This is a genomic window from Streptomyces sp. NPDC002513, assembly GCF_053595355.1.
Window position 1 is genome coordinate 1 of sequence record NZ_JBSFXK010000077.1, and the last position, 16,735, is coordinate 16,735.

The 16,735-nt window shown below is 72.3% G+C and carries 10 protein-coding genes; 6 read left to right on the forward strand and 4 right to left on the reverse strand.

Features of this window, described 5'->3' with window-relative positions:
* Nucleotides 1-133 precede the first annotated feature (133 nt).
* On the reverse strand, nt 134-1,168 hold the full coding sequence (locus ACWD5Q_RS31685) for an AsnC family transcriptional regulator (protein ID WP_451430516.1): 1,035 nt from the start codon (nt 1,166-1,168) through the stop codon (nt 134-136).
* Between the two features lie 99 nt (nt 1,169-1,267).
* On the opposite strand from ACWD5Q_RS31685, the gene ACWD5Q_RS31690 reads away from it, so the two are divergent.
* Nucleotides 1,268-2,083 carry an inositol monophosphatase family protein gene (locus ACWD5Q_RS31690; RefSeq protein ID WP_451430517.1) on the forward strand — a complete coding sequence of 272 codons (816 nt, stop codon included), beginning with the start codon at nt 1,268-1,270 and terminating at the stop codon, nt 2,081-2,083.
* Between the two features lie 58 nt (nt 2,084-2,141).
* On the opposite strand, the gene ACWD5Q_RS31695 is transcribed toward ACWD5Q_RS31690, so the two are convergent.
* The 3 genes from ACWD5Q_RS31695 to ACWD5Q_RS31705 all read right to left on the reverse strand — a co-directional run bounded on the left by ACWD5Q_RS31695 (nt 2,142) and on the right by ACWD5Q_RS31705 (nt 6,600).
* Nucleotides 2,142-3,986 (reverse strand): phospholipase C, encoded by a 1,845-nt coding sequence (locus tag ACWD5Q_RS31695; protein WP_451430518.1) that lies wholly within the window; start codon nt 3,984-3,986, stop codon nt 2,142-2,144.
* A 188-nt stretch (nt 3,987-4,174) separates the two neighbouring features.
* Nucleotides 4,175-5,401, reverse strand: a complete 1,227-nt coding sequence (gene efeB / locus ACWD5Q_RS31700) for an iron uptake transporter deferrochelatase/peroxidase subunit (RefSeq protein ID WP_451430519.1) — start codon at nt 5,399-5,401, stop codon at nt 4,175-4,177.
* Nucleotides 5,398-6,600, reverse strand: a complete 1,203-nt coding sequence (locus tag ACWD5Q_RS31705; RefSeq protein WP_451430520.1) for an EfeM/EfeO family lipoprotein — start codon at nt 6,598-6,600, stop codon at nt 5,398-5,400. Before ACWD5Q_RS31705 ends, efeB begins: the two co-directional genes overlap by 4 nt.
* Nucleotides 6,601-6,943: 343 nt before the next feature.
* On the opposite strand from ACWD5Q_RS31705, the gene ku reads away from it, so the two are divergent.
* From ku to ACWD5Q_RS31730, 5 genes are all read left to right on the forward strand, one after another.
* Entirely contained in the window at nt 6,944-7,933 is a 990-nt protein-coding gene (gene ku, locus ACWD5Q_RS31710; RefSeq protein WP_451430521.1) for a non-homologous end joining protein Ku, read from the forward strand.
* 414 nt (nt 7,934-8,347) lie between these two features.
* Nucleotides 8,348-10,738, forward strand: a complete 2,391-nt coding sequence (locus ACWD5Q_RS31715; RefSeq protein WP_451430522.1) for an FUSC family protein — start codon at nt 8,348-8,350, stop codon at nt 10,736-10,738.
* A 139-nt stretch (nt 10,739-10,877) separates the two neighbouring features.
* A complete protein-coding gene (lpdA, locus tag ACWD5Q_RS31720; protein WP_451430523.1) occupies nt 10,878-12,278 on the forward strand; it encodes a dihydrolipoyl dehydrogenase in 1,401 nt (466 codons plus the stop codon).
* Between the two features lie 313 nt (nt 12,279-12,591).
* Entirely contained in the window at nt 12,592-14,046 is a 1,455-nt protein-coding gene (locus ACWD5Q_RS31725) for a glyceraldehyde-3-phosphate dehydrogenase (RefSeq protein WP_451430524.1), read from the forward strand.
* A gap of 168 nt (nt 14,047-14,214) precedes the next feature.
* The gene (locus ACWD5Q_RS31730; protein ID WP_451430525.1) at nt 14,215-16,422 is read left to right on the forward strand and encodes an FUSC family protein; all 2,208 of its coding nucleotides are present in this window, start codon (nt 14,215-14,217) and stop codon (nt 16,420-16,422) included.
* The last annotated feature ends 313 nt before the right edge of the window (nt 16,423-16,735 follow it).

Consider the following 16,735-nt stretch of genomic DNA (forward strand, 5'->3'; position numbering starts at 1 on the left):
ACCGCCGATGGCACGCGTACGCCGAGACCACACCATGATCAGAAAGTCCGGCAGCAGCTATCTACAGCTGCCGTAACTTTGTTAGGAGTTCTAAGTCGCTCTTGCAGGGCTTGCGCTCACTCACCCAGCCACCTCAGCACGGCGCCGCCCCGGCGACCCGCCACGGAGGGCAAGTCCACTCGCTCAGGCGACGACAGAAAGGACAGCAGCTCATATTCCGCCCTCTGAGTGCTTGGCCGACGAGCACGGTCTCCGTGCTGTCGACTCCCAGGCCGCCGAGGTCCTGGGTGATGAACCGGTAGAGGTGTTCCAGGTCGCGCAGCCAGACCGCGACGTGCAGATTGGACGCGCCCGTGGTGGCGAACGCGCCGTGCACGGCGGGGTGTTCCGCGAGCACGCGCCCCGCCCTGTCGAGGCGGTCGGGCGCTACGCGCATCAGGACGTTGGCGTCGATGAACAGCCCGAGCCGCCTCGGATCGACCACGACGTGGGTGAGCAGGCGGCCGGTCCGGGAGAGACGGGCGATCCGGCGGCGGACCGTGGAGTCCGGATGGCCCGTGCGCGCGGCGACGGCCGCCGCCGGCGCCCTGGCGTCCTCCTCCAGCGCCGCGAGGATGTCGCGGTCGATGGCGTCCGCCGGCCCCGTCGCGGCGGCGGCTCCTGGCTGCCGTACCGGCGTCAGCGCCGCGCGTTCGGCGTCGCTGAGGACGGCGTGCCGCCAGTCCGACGCCTCCGCGAACACATGCAGCACGGTGTCCGCGGCCACCGAGGTGACGGCCCGGGCGGCGGGCAGATCACGGAAGACCAGGTGGTCCCGGGTGCCGGGGCGCGTCCAGGAGATGGCGAGGATCTCCTCGCCGGATGTCGACACATCGATGAACGGGACATCGTCCCGGGCCGCCAGCGCGGCCGTGAGGGCGTCCAGCCTCCCGCCGAGCACCCGGATCCGGAGGAACAGCGCACCCACCGAGTCCGGCCGGGCGGGCAGGCCGATCACCCGGCAGGCGCCGTCCGCGATCAGGGCCACCCAGCGCCGGTGGACGGTCCGCGGGCTGATGCCGAGGACCTCGCCCGCCCGCTCGGCGGTCAGCCGCCCGTCGCACTGCAGCGCCGCGATCAGCCGCTGATCACGGTCGTCGAGCACGTGCGGCACCATTTCCTGGGCCATGAATGGCAGTATCGCTCACTCTGGCCCTACGGGAGGATCCGAGGCAGCCGGGACCCCGGACGATCGTGTCGTCGATCCGAATCCGCACGGGAGCCCACGATGCCGTACCGGAACCTGCTCGCCCCCATGGCCGCCGCCGCTCGGGAGGTGGGTGAGCTGCTGCCGGCCACCCCGCGGCCCGCCCCTGTCACCTCTTTCGACGAACTCGCCGCCGCCTACGGCGCGGTGGAGGCACCGGCGGTGGCTGTCATGCGCCGGCACCTGGACGCGCTGCGGCCCGGCGTCGGCTGGGCGGACGAGTGGGAGGACCGTGCCGCGCTGCCCGTCGAGGGCGAGGTGTGGGTCGTCGATGTCGTCGACGGCGCGGTGCAGTTCCTCCAGGACCTGCCGCAGTTCTGTGTGAGCCTCGCGCTGGTACGGGACGGTGAGCCCGTGGCGGCGGCCCTGCACGCTCCCCTGCTGGGGGAGACCTACGTCGCCGCCCTCGGCGAGGGTGCCACCCGCGACGGGGTGCCGATCGGTCCGTCGGCCAAGGCGGACCCGGCCGTCGCCGTCGTGGCCACCACCCACCCCCCGTTCATCACCCGGCAGCCGGAGGCCGCCGCGCAGGCCGGACGGTCGCTCGCCGCGGTGCTGCCGCGGGTGGCCGCCGTCCGCAGTCTGGGTCCCACCTCGTGGCAGATCGCCGACACGGCGGCCGGACGCCTCGATGCCTTCTGGGAGTTCGGGCGCGACGACGCCAATCTGCTGGCGGGCGCCCTGGTCGCCCGTGAGGCAGGGGCCCTGGTCACCGATGCCGGGGGGCGGCCCTGGAGCGCCGGGTCCGACAGCTTTCTGGTGGCGCCGGCGGGGCTGCACCAACAGTTGGTCGAGGTGTTGCGGGCGGAGAGCGGGGCGGGCAGCGGCGCCCGATGAGAGCCGTGGGCGGCGGCCCCGGCGTCACCGGAGCCGCCGCCCGCCGGGGCCGTGCCGGTCAGGCGCTACGGCGTTCCCTGCGGCGCAGGGTGAAGTACGTGCCCGTCGCGCCGGCCGCCAGGAGGGCGCCCGCCGCGATGCCCACCGGGAGCGCCGGGAACGACGGCGCGTCCGTCGTCGCCGCCGTGTCCTGCATCGCCGGTCCCGGGGTGATGCTGGTGGCGATCGCCTTCACGGGACGGATCGGACCGACCGACTTCACCGATCCGTCGGCGTTCAGCAGCACCTGCTTGTTGTTGGGGTGCCGGAAGTCGAACATGCCCGCGAGCGAGCCGGCCGTGGCGTCGAACGAGTGGTCACCGATCCGGCCGGTGTGCCAGTTGTCCTCGATGAAGCGGATGACCGAGGACTGGTCGGTGGGCGTGTGGTCGACCTTGTTGACCTTGCTGTACGGGGAGACCACGAGCAGCGGCTGACGGGTGCCGGGCCCGCAGCGGTCCGCGTAGCCGCCGGCGGCTGCCGGACCGGCCTGGCAGGCGGGGCTGTCGGTGGCCTTGCCGTTGGAGCCGGTCGAGGTGTCCTTGGAGCCGTTGCGCGGCTTGGCGTAGGCGTGGTCGTACCAGCCGTCGGAGTCGTCGTAGGCGATGACGACGGCGGTCGACCTCCACTGCGGCGACTTCTGGAGCGCGTTGATCTGCTGGACCAGGAAGTGCTGCTCGTCGATGGGGTCGGAGTAGCCGGCGTGGCCGTCCTGGTACTCCGGGGCCTTGACGAAGCTGACGGCGGGGAGCTTGCCCGCCTTGAGAGCCGCGTCGAAGTCGGTCAGGTCGTAGTTGTGGTTCGCCTGTCCGCTGTGGCCGATCTCGTCGACGTTCTTGGGCGCCAGGTGGTGCGGGTTGGACGTGGACTTGTAGTACTGGAACGGCGAGTGGTGGGGGCTGTAGTCCACCGCCGCGGCACCGCCCACGTTGGTGTGTGTGGTGTCGCACCGGGCGTAGTGGCCCTGTTTGCCGTCCCACGCGGTGGACGGCCGGAAGCCGCCCTGGAACCAACCCCACGTGATCTTCTGGGAGTTGAGCACGTCACCGATGTTGCGGCCCTGCATCGCGGCGACCGCGTTCTTGCTGGTGTGGTCCTTGCCGGAGCAGTCGTCGTAGGCCGGGTCGGGGTCGTTGACGACCGTGCCGACGCCCTTGGCGTCGGGCGACTGGACGGTGTACGGGTCCGGTGCGGCGGTCAGCTTGGGGTTCTCGGTGCCGGAGGCGGGGTCCATGGAGACGACGCCGTGCGTCTGACCGGATACCAGGTTGAGCGCGCCGGGGGTGGAGGGGCCGTAGACCGAGCTGAAGGCCCGGTCGCTGAGGGTGTAGTGCTGGGCGTAGTTCCACAGCGCCGTGACGGTGTTGCCGTCGTAGTAGTCCATGACCAGGCCCGGCTCGCCGAACAGGGTGCCGGAGCACTTGCCCGAGTCGGTGTTCTGCACGAACTGGTCGTTCTTCCCGCCGTTGTACGCGTACTGCTCGGGCCCGTAGGCGTGGTTCTGGTCGCAGGTCATGGCCTGGGACGGGGTGAGCCGCTTGGGCGTGTACTGGTTGGGGTTCTTCGTCAGCAGCCCGGCGGTGCGCAGGTTGTCGACGTCCTTCGGGGTCCTGCTCGACGCCGTGAACTTCGTGCCGTCGGTGTTCGCGGCCTTGGGGTAGGTCGCGAAGTAGTGGTCGAAGGAGACGTTCTCGTCGAAGAGGACGACCACGTGCTTGATGGGCGTGGCCGTGCCGGAGGAGGCCCGGTCTCCGTCGGGCGCGGCGCCCCAGGCGGGCGCGTGCGCGCCGAGGAGCGTGAGCGCGGCCGCTCCCGCGAGCGCGCCAAGGCTCCGTGTCGTTGCTCGTCTTCCTCTGCTGGCCATGCTGGTTCACCTTCCGGGCACGAACGTCATTGCCGCATACGGTCAGGGATGATCCGCCTGGTGGGCGGCAGCGCGGCGGATCGATGATGGCGTGTGCATGAACAGCGGGTCAGGGAAGCCGGGGAAAGTCTTGACCGTGTATTGACCCGCCACAGTCCAGCGTAGCCGGGCCGGTTGTCCGGACATGTTCACCCCAGGAGGGCACGTCCGTACCAGTCCGCCCCGTCGCGCACGCCGGGGAGCGCGAAGAAGTAGCCGCCGCCGAAGGGCGTGATGTAGTCGGTGAGGGGCTCCCCCGCGAGGCGGCGCTGCACGGTTTCGAACTGGCGGGCGAGGTCCTGCTGGTAACAGCAGAACAGCAGGCCCATGTCGAGGTTGCCGTTGCGGTCCGTGCCCGCGTCGTAGTTGTAGGCGCGGCGCAGGATCCGCTGGCCGGTCGTGGCCGCCGTGCGCGGGTTCGCCAGCCGTATGTGGCTGTCCAGCGGGATGACGTCGCCCTTGGGGTCGTTCGGGTAGTCGGGGGTGTCGTGCTCGGCGTTCCCGTCGAGGGGCGCGCCGGACTCCCGGGCCCGGCCGAACATCCGTTCCTGTTCGCTGAGCGAGACCCGGTCCCAGAACTCCACGAGCATGCGGATCAGCCGTACGACCTGGTAGCTGCCGCCGACCGCCCAGTCCGGCTCGCCCGCGCCCTGGCCCACCCACACCAGACGGTTCATCGCGCGCGCGTCGGTGGGGTCGGGGTTGGCGGTGCCGTCCTTGAAGCCCAGCAGATTGCGGGGGGTGCCCGAGGGCCGTGGCGGGCTGGTGAAGCCGTCGAGACGCCAGCGGACCTGCAGGGCGCCGCGGGTGTGCCGGGCGATGTCCCGCAGGGCGTGCAGCACGGTGTCGGAGTCGTCGGCGTGCAGTTGGAGGCTGAGGTCGCCGTGGCACCACTCGGACTTGAGGTCGTCGTCGGGGAAGGCGGGCATGGCGGTCAGGCGCCGCGGGCGGTGCTCGGCCAGGCCGAAGCGGTCGTCGAAGAGCGCGGCGCCGACGCCTACGGTCAACGCCAGCGCGCCCGAGGGGAGTTGGCCGCCCAGGATGCCGGAGTCGGCGGGCGGGCCGGTGATGCCGAGGGGCGGGGGCGTGCCGCCGGAGGTCAGGAAGCGTGCGCGCGCGGTGAGGGTGCGCAGGAGATCGGCCAGTTCCCGGCGGCTGTCGACGGTCACGTCGAAGGCGGTGAGCGCGGTGACCCGGCGCGGAGTGGCGAGCACCGACTGCTGATGGGGGCCGTGGAAGGGCGCGACGGGCGGCGCGCCGGCGCCGTCGGCGACCGAGGGGGCGGCGCCGCCGGCCGCGAGTCCGGCGCCCGCGAGGGCCGCCCCGCGCAGGAAGCCGCGCCGCCCGACACGGCTCGTGGGGGGCGGGGTGCTCATACCGTCCTCCGGGGATCGCAGAGCGTCGCCACCGGGGCGAGCCGCTCGACCAGGTCGCCGAGGAGCGCGTCGACCTGCTCGCGCTGTGCCCGGTCCAGGCGGTCGAGCGGGGTCCAGCGGCCGTCGTGGCGGAAGCCGTCCAGGGTGCGCGCCGCGCGGCCCAGCGCCCGGTCGAGGGCGGGCAGCCCCGGGTCACGTGTGGTGAGCAGGGGGTGCAGCCGGGACAGCACGGCACGGGTGCCGTCGATGCCCGCACGGGCGGTGGCGAGGTTGCTCCCGCTGCCGTAGTCGGTCCGTCCGGTCAGCTCGAACTGCACCGTGTTCTCCAGGATCTCGTGTGCTCGCAGACCCAGTTGCGCCGGGTCCATACGGGCCTGTGCCCAGTCGGCGCGCAGGGCGCGGACCGCCTTGACCAGGGCGCCCGCGGGAGCGCGCAGACCGGCGGCGGACTGGCCGTGCCACAGCCCGTACTCCATGCGGTGGAAACCGGTGAAGGACGGATCGTGGACACCGCCGGGCAGCCCCGCGTCCGTGCCGTTGATCTGCCTGTCCGCGTCCCCGAAGGCGTCGTACGCCGCGCCCAGCCGTTCGTAGGCGAGATGTGCGGGGAGCCAGGCCCCGCGGGCGCCGTCGAGGTCCCCGCGGTCGACGGCGTCCTGGAGCCGCCCGGTCAGCCGGACGACCTCGTCCAGGCCGCCGGCGACCCACTTCTGGTAGTCGATGGCGAGGGGGATGAGGTCGTGCGCGGTGACGGGGGCCGCCGCGGGCCCCGCTGTCCCCGATGCGATGCGGACGGTGGGACCGGTGACGGCACCGGCGTCGTCGGGCAGACAGGTGAAGGCGTACGAGCCCGCGCCGAGACGGACGGTCAGCGGCCGGGTCGTGCCGGGGGCCAGTCCTTCCAGTTCCCCGTAGACGGCATGGTTGCGGGCGTCCTCGAGGTACACCTCGGCGGCGCCGTCGGAGGTGTTGCGCAGTTCGAAGACCTGAAGACCGGGCACCGGGCGGGTCCAGCCGCGGCCACAGCGGCTCGGCGACACCTCCACGGTGGTGTGCGCGAGCCCGTCGGTGGCGGCCCGCGCGCGATGGCCCGGGGACAGGGTGGTGACCAGCACCGCCGCCGCCAGGGCCAGCACGAGGACGAGTCCGCCGGCCGCCCGGAGTCGGGCCGGCCGTGAGCCGAGGCCGGGCACCGGCATTCCTCAACGCCTCCCCGGACGACGTACGAACGCGACCACGCGCCCGGATGCCGCGGGGCCTCGGCGCGCTCGCCTCATGCTAGGCGGCGTTCCGCGCCCGAACGGCCCAGGGGCGCGGCCGGACACCGAGATTTCTCCGGTGGTTCACCGGGTGCTCGCCGGGAGCGTGCCCCCGGCCTGGCCTGCGGGCGCGTACGGCCATGCGGTCCGCCCAGCGGCCGGTGCACAGGGTCGTGCGGGTACGGCCGTGCGCGCGGGGTCCTGCGGTGGAGCACCCGCCGTGCCGCCCGGCGGGGCCCTTCGTAGGCTGGTGGCCTCGGGGCACGTCACGGAGAGGTCTGCGATGCCCCGGAGCATCTGGTCAGGAGCGATCAGCTTCGGCCTGGTCACGATCCCGGTCGATGTGGTCCCCGCGACCGAGGACCACAGCGTCCGCTTCCACCAGTACCACCTCGAGGACATGGGCCGGGTCCGCGTGCGCAAGTACTGCGAGATCGAGGACCGTGAGGTTCCGCAGGACGAGATCGGCAAGGGGTACGAGATCTCCAGGGACCAGGTCGTCGCCGTCCTCGACGAGGAACTGCGGGAGCTGCCCCTGCCGACGGCGAGGGCCATCGAGATCGCCGCGTTCGTGCCGGCCGCGTCCATCGACCCCCTCCGGATCGGCGAGGGCTACTACCTCCAGGCCTCCGGGACGGTCGCCGCCAAGCCGTACGCGCTGCTGCGCAAGGCACTGGAGAGAACCTCCCGGGTGGCGGTCGCCAAGTTCGCCTGGCACGGCCGGGAGCGGCTCGGCCTGCTGCGCGTGCGGGACGACGCGATCGTGCTGCACGCGATGCGCTGGCCGGACGAGATCCGGGATCCTGGTGAACTGACTCCCCCGGAGGTGGCGCTCTCCGACGCCGAGATCGCCGAGGCCGAGCACCTGATCGAGCGCATGACCCGGGACAGCCTCGAAGGACCCGACTTCGTCGACCACTACACGGAGGCGCTCGAGCAGGTGATCGAGGCCAAGCGGGCGGGGCATGCTCCGCCCGAGGCACCGGAGCCGGCGGCCGGGCGCGGCGCGGTGCTGGATCTGATGACCGCGCTCCGGGATTCCGTGGCGCAGGCGAAGGCGTCCCGGGGCGAGGGGGCACAGGCCGAGGTGCACGCACTGCCGAGGGAGAGCACGGCCAAGAAGGCGGCGTCCGAGAAGGGAGCCGGGAATGCGGCGAAGCAGGCGCCTGCCAGGAAGGCCGCGGCGAAGAAAGCACCAAAGGGGACCACCGAGGAGGCCACGGCCGGGAAGCCGGCGACGCGGAAGACGGCCCGTCGGCCGCGCAGCGCCTGAGGCGACGGCGGCCCCGCCTGCGCCCATCCCGCGCAAGACCTTGCGAGGCTGGGCAGTTGTGCCTCGGCGCATCCCCATGGCCTCCGCGGCCCCGCCGTGGCGTACGCCCTCCGACAGCGCCGAGGTACTACGGCTGCTGGGCGGCTGCCGGTCCGGTCACCGCGCCGCCGCTCGGGGAGCCGACCGGCCGCCCTCCTCCCGCGCGGAGCGCCCGCGGGACGGGTTCGCGCGGGCGCCCTGGGACATGCTGTACGGGCGCACGGGCGCACCGGCGTTCCCGCGGCGTCACCCGGCCGGCCGCCTCGGTCTCGACTCCGCGCACGTCAGGACCGTGCGGTGCCCGTGCCCGGCGGATACTCGGGATGGCGTCGGGGCACGTGGGCCGGCCGGCGCAGCGAGGGAAGGTGTGAGCGCATGCGGACACCGGGCCGCATCGGGGCAGGTCAGGCCATGGAGTGGCTTCGCGCCCATGATCCGGGCCTGGCGGCGACCCGCCGGGCCGTGCGCACCGCGCTCGTGCTGCCCGCCCTGTTCGCCCTGTGCGGCCAGGTGATCGGCTCGCCGACGATGGCCACCTTCGCGGCGTTCGGTACGTTCTCGATGCTGCTGCTGGTGGATTTCACCGGGCCGATGGTGCAGCGGCTGCGCGCGCAGGTGAGCCTCGGGCTGGCCTGGATGGTACTCATCTGCCTCGGCACGCTGGCGGCCCACGACGCCTGGCTCGCGATCGCCGTGTCGGTCGTGGTCGGCTTCCTGCTGCTTTTCTCGGGTGTGGTCAGCTCCGTACTCGCGGGAGCGACGACCGCGTTGCTGCTGGCCTTCGTCCTGCCGGTGACCTCGCCCGTCCCGCCCTCGCAGCTACCCGAACGGCTCGCCGGAGCGGGCCTCGCGACCGCTGCCGCCCTGCTCGCGGTCTCCCTGCTGTGGCCCCGGCCCGCCGCAGACCCGCTCAGCGCGCCCGCCGCCCGTGTCTGCCGCGCGGTGGCGGCGTACGTACGCCTCGACGCGTCACGGCCGGCCGACGCACCGGACGCGCCGGGCACATCACCACACCCGCCGGACACGCCCAGCACCCCACCGTGCAACAGCCCCGAAGCACCGGGCGACGGCCCCGGAGCGCCGGGCTACGGCCCCAAAACGCCGAGCAACGGCCCATGCCGGGGCACCGCCGACGAGGCCGCCGTAGCGGCGTCCGAACTGCGTCGTGCGTTCGACGCCACCCCGTACCGGCCCACCGGACTGAGTGTCGACTCACGGGCCTTGGTCCGCCTGGTCGACGAACTGACCTGGCTGTGCGGCATCGTGGCCGACAGCGGGCACCCGCCCGAGAGCGGCCCGGCCCCCGCCCCCGATGTCCAGGCCGTCCAGCGGGCCGCCGCCCTCGCCCTCGACCGGTCGGCCGGCCTGCTGGAGGATCCGCACGCACCGCCCGACGCGCTGGGCGCCGCCTCGGCCGGTCTGCGTCAGGCCATGGACGCCATGGAACGCAGCGCCACCGCCCGACTGCCCCCGCACCGGCCGGGGCCCGGCGCCGAGGAGGAGGTCCGCTCCTGCCTCGGCGCGCTGGATCTGTCGTTCCGCGCGCAGGAACTGGGGTTCGCGACGCTCCAGGTCGCGGGCAATGTCGCCCTGGCGGCGGCCGCCGGACGGCGTAGCTGGCGGGAGCGTCTGCTCGGCCGCGAGCCCGGCACCCCCACCTCACCGCTGGCGGCGGCCCGCGAGCGCGCCGCCGCCCATCTCCAGCCGCAGTCGGTCTGGCTGCACAACAGCCTGCGCGGCGCGCTCGGCCTCGGTATCGCGGTCGCCCTCGCCCATGGGACTGGTGTGCAGCACTCGTTCTGGGTGCTCCTCGGCACCCTGTCGGTGTTGCGCTCCAACGCGCTCAACACCGGGCAGAAGGCGCTGCGCGCCCTGGGCGGCACCATCGCGGGCTCGCTCATCGGGTCCGGGCTGCTGTACCTCTTCGGTCATCACGGCATCCTGCTGTGGGTGCTGCTCCCGCTCGCCGTGCTGGTGGCCGGCATCGCCCCCTCCGCGATCTCGTTCGCCGCGGGTCAGGCCGCCTTCACCATCACCCTGGTCATCCTGTTCAACATCGGCCACCAGCCGAACTGGCACATCGCGCTGCTGCGGGCCCAGGACATCGCCCTGGGCTGCGGGGTGAGCGTCCTGGTGGGCCTGCTGTTCTGGCCGCGCGGTGCCGCCGCCGCCATCGACCGCGCCCTCTCGACGGCCTACACGGACAGCGCCCGCTATCTCTCGGGTGCGGTGGAGTACGCCGTCGGCCGGTGCGGGGCGGTTCCCGCACCGGCCGAGGACCCGCAGCGGGAGCGACGTCAGGCGGCGGCCGCCGCCCGCAGGCTCGACGACGCCTTCCGCAGCTATCTCGCCGAACGCGGCCCGAAACCGGTGCCCCTCGCGCCCATGACGACGCTGGTCACGGGCGTGGTCGGGCTGCGCCTCGCCGCGGACGCGGTGCTGGAGCTGTGGCAGGGCCAACGGCCCGCCGCGGCGGACCGCGCCGACGCCTGCCTCGTTCTGCGCGGCGCCGCGAGCCGGGTCTCCGGCTGGTACGGGGAACTGGCCGCCTGCCTGGACCGCACCGCCTCCGTCCCGGACCCGCTGCCGCGCAGTACGGCGGCCGACGCGGGCCTGGCCGCGTCGATCCGCCGCGATCTGAGCGGCGGGCAGGAACAGGCCGCGGCCACGGCGGTCCGTATCGTCTGGACCGCCGACCACCTCGACGCCGCCCGCCGTCTCCAGCCGAGCCTCGTGGCCGCGGCGAGGACGAACGCTCCGTCCTGACCGTACCCGCACGCGCCGCCCCGTCGGCCGTCCGCCCCTGCCCGGGACTTCTCGCGGGGATGCGGGCGGGCGCCGCTTCCTGGGGCGCGAGAGCGGTGAGGTTGCGCGCCGAGGCGCATCGGAGAAGGATCAATCGCTTGTGAGCCAACATTTCGATGTACTTGTTCTGGGAGCGGGGCCCGGCGGCTACACCGCCGCGGTCCGCAGCGCACAACTGGGTCTGACCACCGCGGTGGTCGAGGAGCGCTACTGGGGAGGCATCTGCCTCAACGTGGGCTGCATCCCCTCCAAAGCCCTGCTGCACAACGCCGAGATGGTGCAGTTCGTGGCCAACGAGGCCAAATCGTATGGAATCGGCATTGGCGGCGAGGTGTCCGTCGACTACGGGCCCGCCTTCCAGCGCAGCCGCAAGGTCGCCGACGGCCGGGTCAGAGGCGTTCACTACCTGATGAAGAAGAACGCCATCACCGAGATCGACGGGCGTGGCACCTTCACCGACGACCACACCCTGGTGGTGACCGCTTCGGACGGCAGCACCGAGACGGTGACGTTCGGCCACTGCATTGTCGCGACCGGCGCGAGTCCCCGGCTGCTTCCGGGCACCGCCCTGTCGGACCGGGTGGTGACCTTCGAGAGCCAGATCCTCAGCGAGAACCTGCCGGGCAGCATCGTCATCGCCGGCGCGGGCGCGATCGGCGTGGAGTTCGCCTATGTGCTGCGCAGCTACGGCGTGGACGTGACCATCGTCGAGTTCCTCGACCGCATGGTCCCGCTGGAGGACGAGGAGATCTCCAAGGAGCTGGCCAAGCATTACCGCAAGCTCGGCATCGAGGTCCTCACGGGGACCGCCGTCGAGAGCATCGACGACTCCGGCCCGCGGGTCCGTGTCACCGTCAACAAGGGCGGCGAGCGCCGGACGCTGGAGACGGACAAGGTGCTCCAGGCCATCGGCTTCGCCCCGAACGTCCAGGGCTACGGCCTGGAGAACATCGGGGTGCGCCTGACCGAGCGCGGCGCGATCGACGTCGACGGGCGCTGCCGCACCAACGTGCCGCACATCTTCGCGATCGGGGACGTCACGGCCAAGCTGATGCTCGCGCATGCCGCCGAGTCCATGGGCATCGTGGCCGCCGAGACCATTGCGAACGCGGAGACCATGGAACTGGACTACACCATGATTCCGCGGGCCACCTACTGCCAGCCGCAGGTCGCCAGCTTCGGCTGGACGGAGGCGCAGGCACGCGAGCGGGGCTTCGACGTCAAGGTGGCCAAGTTCCCGTTCACCGCCAACGGCAAGGCTCATGGCCTGGGACAGCCCGTCGGCTTTGTGAAGATCATCAGCGACGACACGCACGGTGAACTGCTGGGCGCCCATCTCATCGGGCCCGAGGTCACCGAGCTGCTTCCGGAACTGACGCTGGCCCAGCAGTGGGACCTGACCGTCCACGAGGTCGCCCGCAACGTCCACGCGCATCCCACGCTCGGCGAGGCGGTCAAGGAGGCCATCCACGGTCTGGCCGGACACATGATCAACATGTAGGTGCCAGGGCTCGCCCGGCCGGTGCACGGTGCGGGCCTGACCCGGGGGAACACCCGGGCCGAGCCGGCGGAGCCCCCGTGCCCGCAGGCTCCGCCCCCTTGCCCGGCGGCCGCGTGCCGCCGGGCTTCTCGCTGTCCAGGGCCGGGAGCGTCAGGGGCGTAGGGATGGGCGCAGGGACGGAGGGACGGAGGGACGGAGAGGCGCACGGAACCCGGTCCCGCGCCGTTGCGCGCCCCCGCGGCCCACCCCCCGCACGATCCGAGCGAACCCGGGGTTTAGCATATGAGCGCCGCCTAGCTCGAAAGATAAACCTGTGACTGTCAACGACGACTCGTTCACCAACTGGAAGAACCGCGAGGAAACCGCGGAGTCGATGATCCCGATCATCGGGAAGCTGCACCGTGAGCGGGACGTCACGGTCCTGCTGCACAGCCGCTCCCTGGTGAACAAGTCGGTGGTCAGCATCCTCAAGACCCACCGGTTCGCCCGGCAGATCGCCGGTGAGGAACTCTCCGTCACCGAGACCATGCCGTTCCTCCAGGCCCTCACCGCGCTCGACCTCGGCCCCTCCCAGATCGACCTCGGCATGCTCGCCGCGACGTACAAGAGCGACGGCCGCGGTCTGTCGGTGGAGGAGTTCACCGCCAAGGCCGTCGCCGGAGCGACGGGTGCCAACAAGATCGAGCGCGGTCAGGGGCGTGACGTCGTCCTCTACGGGTTCGGCCGCATCGGGCGCCTCGTCGCCCGCCTGCTCATCGAGAAGGCCGGCTCCGGCAACGGTCTGCGGCTGCGCGCCATCGTCGTGCGCGGGGGCGGCGGCCGGGCCGCCGAGGATCTCGTCAAGCGTGCCTCGCTGCTGCGCCGGGACTCCATCCACGGGCAGTTCCAGGGCACGATCACCGTCGACGAGGCGAACAGCGCGATCATCGCCAACGGCAACGAGATCAAGGTGATCTACGCCGACGACCCGGCCTCGGTCGACTACACGGCGTACGGCATCAAGGACGCCATCCTCATCGACAACACCGGCAAGTGGCGCGACCGCGAGGGCCTGTCGAACCATCTGCGCCCCGGCATCGACAAGGTGGTCCTGACCGCGCCGGGCAAGGGCGACGTCCCCAACATCGTCCACGGCGTCAACCACGACACGCTCAAGCCCGACGAGCAGATCCTGTCCTGCGCCTCGTGCACCACCAACGCGATCGTCCCGCCGCTGAAGGCGATGGAGGACGAGTACGGCGTCCTGCGTGGCCATGTGGAGACGGTCCACTCGTTCACCAACGACCAGAATCTGCTGGACAATTACCACAAGTCCGACCGCCGTGGCCGGTCGGCGCCGCTCAACATGGTGATCACGGAGACCGGTGCCGCCTCCGCCGTCGCCAAGGCGCTGCCCGACCTCAAGGCGCGGATCACCGGCAGCTCGATCCGGGTGCCGGTGCCCGATGTGTCGATCGCGATCCTCAACCTGCAACTCGCGCGGGAGACCACCCGCGAGGAGGTCCTCGACTACCTCCGCAAGGTGTCGCTGACGTCGCCACTGAAGCGCCAGATCGACTTCACCACCGCCCCCGACGCGGTCTCGAGCGACTTCATCGGCTCGCGCCACGCCTCGATCGTCGACGCCGGCGCCACCAAGGTCGAGGGCGACAACGCGATCCTCTACCTGTGGTACGACAACGAGTTCGGCTACTCGTGCCAGGTCATCCGCGTGGTCCAGTACGTCTCCGGAGTGGAGTACCCGACCTACCCGGCGCCGGCGGTCTGATTCCGGCCGGCGGTGCGCGCCGGTGCCCCCGATGACGGGGCACCGGCGCGCACCCGTGGTTTCCCGGCCGGCCCCCGGTTCCTTGCAGCGTGCGATGCTGGGAAGGGATCATGACGGGACGCGGGAGAGAGTGCGGCGGGGGTGCGCGTGACGGGTCGGTCGGTTCGGGTGAAGGCTTGGGAACGCATCGCGGCGTCGGACCCCGGGCTGCTGCGCCTCACGGCAGGCCTGCGGACCACGTCCGCCATCGCGCTCACCCTCGCCGTCCTGGCCCTTCTGCGGGCCGACGTGTCCCATCTGGTGGCGGGGGCCATCGCCGCCATGACCGCGACGTTCGCCATCCGTGAGAAGGAGCGGGCACCGCAGGCCGTCACGCTGGCCCTGGGCTTCCTGGTGGCGCTGGCCTCGGTGTCGCTGAGCGCCCTGCTGAACTCCCACCTGGTGGCCGGGGACCTCTTCTTCGTCGCGCTCATCTTCTGCGCCGTCTACGGCCGCCGGTTCGGCGACCGCGGCACGGCACTGGGGCTGATCGGCTTCCAGGTCTACTTCCTCTCCCTCTTCGTCGGTGCGGCCGTCCCGGCACTGCCCGGGCTCTACGCCGCGATCGGCGTCGCCTTCGTGTGCAGCGCCGTGGTGCGCTTCGCCCTCGTGCCCGAGACACCCGCGGGGCTCCTGCACCGCTTGCGCCAGGCGTTCAGGGCCCGCCTCGCGCAACTGATCTCGGCCCAGCTCGCCCTGCTCGACGCAGGACCGGACGACCTGCAGAAGGTGCTCGACGAGATGCGCCGCAGGACCGCGGCGCTGCACGAGACGGCCATGATGATCCAGGGGCGGCTGGAGGAGGGCACCTCCGACGAGACGACGGCCCGGCTCCTGCAGCGTCGTATCGCCGATGCCGAGATCGCCGCCGAACGGCTCGGGCTGCTGCTGCTCACCGCGCGCAGCGCCGAGCGCGCCGACACCCTCACCCTGCACCTGCCCGGAGCCCCTGTGCCCTCGGGCCGACCGCTGCCCGAACAGGACCGGACGACCGCCACCCTGCGCCGCGACCTCGAGGCGCTGCGCCTGCTCGTCCTGCGGCCCGTCACACAGGACACCGGGACGGCGCTGTCCCTGGTGCGCAACCGGCTCCTCGGCTACCGCGAGGAGGACAATCTGCCGCCCGCGACGGACGCCGTCCAGGACGTCTTCCGCGGGATCGGCGAGGCTGGGCGCGCCGTCCTGGGGCTGCGTACCGCCCTCGGCGGACCCCAGGACGAGTCCGACGACACCCCCGCGACGGCACGCTCGCGCGAGGAACTGGACGCGGAGGACGCCGCGATCGACGGCAGCGAGGAGGCGGGCCGGCCGGAGGCGGAGGCCACCGGGCTCCAGCGCCCCACCACCCGCGCGGCCGTGCAGGTGGCCGTGGGATCGGCGCTGGCCATCGTCGGCGGCGAGTTCCTCTCCAGCCAGCGGTGGTACTGGGCCGTGCTGACCTGCTGGATCGTGTTCATCAACACCGCGTCCACCGGCGAGATCCTGGTCAAGGGCTACCGCCGGCTGGTGGGCACCGTCCTCGGGGTGGTGGCGGGCATCGTGCTGGCCGCACTGGTGGGGCAGCACACATGGACGGCGTTCGCGCTCGTGCTGCTGTGCGTCTTCGCGATGTTCTACACGGCACCGCTGTCCTACACGCTGATGTCCTTCTTCGTCACCGCCATGCTGGGCCTCCTCTACACGCTCCTGAACACCTACACGGCCTCGGTGCTCGTGCTGCGCATCGAGGAGACGGCGCTCGGGGTGGTCTGCGGAATCGTCGCGGCGGCGCTGGTGCTGCCGATCCACACCGACCGCCGTACGAACGAACTGCTCGGCACCACGCTGGACCGGCTCGCCGACGTCACCGAGGCGGCCGTCGACCAGCTCAGCGGCGGGCCCGCGGTCAATCTGCTCGACCGGGCACGCGATCTGGACCAGGCGCTGGCCGACCTGCGTTCCTCGACGCAGCCGCTGACGCATCCGATCACGCCGCTGCGGGCCCGCCGGGACACCGCCCGCTATGTCGTCGCGATGCTGGAGACCTGCGCCTACCACGCGCGTTCCCTGGCGGCGACGGCCGAACTGCTCCCCGAGCACCCGTCGATCGCGGCGGATCCCCGGCTGCGCGGAGCGGGCCGGCGCATTGTCCACAACATCCAGGCCATCGCCGCGCATGTCACCGACGAGCACGCCGCCGCCCGGATCGAGACCGGCCCCAGCATCGCATCCATGCTCAAGCCGGGCACCCTCGGGTCGCCGCGGTACGACCGCGTCACCGACCGGGTGCTGCGGCATCTCCAGCGCCTGGACGAGGCGGTGGCCGGACTGACCCGCCCGCTGCACGTCCCGAATTGACCATCGGCGTCCGGCTTCTTGTCCGTCCGCGCACATCGGCGAGCGTGCGTGCCAGGCGTCGCGAGCCGGGCGCCCACTCTGTCCGGAGCTCTTGGTCAGAGCTCCGGGTCCCGGGAAGACGGCAGTGTGCAGCGTCGGACAAGTGCCCGGCGCCATGAGACAACTCCCGCGCATCGTCGGCGTCTAGCGTGTCTGTGCCACCGGGCACCGACCGTGTCCGCTCGACCGGGTCCGGTGCCGCCTGCGCGCCGGTCCGCGCGTCCTGCCCATGACTGGGTCCGGCGCGGCTCCGGAAGCCCGGCACCCGCCCGAC

Coding starts and splice junctions, on each gene's coding strand:
- ACWD5Q_RS31685 (WP_451430516.1), bottom strand. CDS start 1,168: ATGGCCCAGGAAATGGTGCCGCACGTGCTCGACGACCGTGATCAGCGG.
- ACWD5Q_RS31690 (WP_451430517.1), top strand. CDS start 1,268: ATGCCGTACCGGAACCTGCTCGCCCCCATGGCCGCCGCCGCTCGGGAG.
- ACWD5Q_RS31695 (WP_451430518.1), bottom strand. CDS start 3,986: ATGGCCAGCAGAGGAAGACGAGCAACGACACGGAGCCTTGGCGCGCTC.
- efeB (WP_451430519.1), bottom strand. CDS start 5,401: ATGAGCACCCCGCCCCCCACGAGCCGTGTCGGGCGGCGCGGCTTCCTG.
- ACWD5Q_RS31705 (WP_451430520.1), bottom strand. CDS start 6,600: ATGCCGGTGCCCGGCCTCGGCTCACGGCCGGCCCGACTCCGGGCGGCC.
- ku (WP_451430521.1), top strand. CDS start 6,944: ATGCCCCGGAGCATCTGGTCAGGAGCGATCAGCTTCGGCCTGGTCACG.
- ACWD5Q_RS31715 (WP_451430522.1), top strand. CDS start 8,348: ATGCGGACACCGGGCCGCATCGGGGCAGGTCAGGCCATGGAGTGGCTT.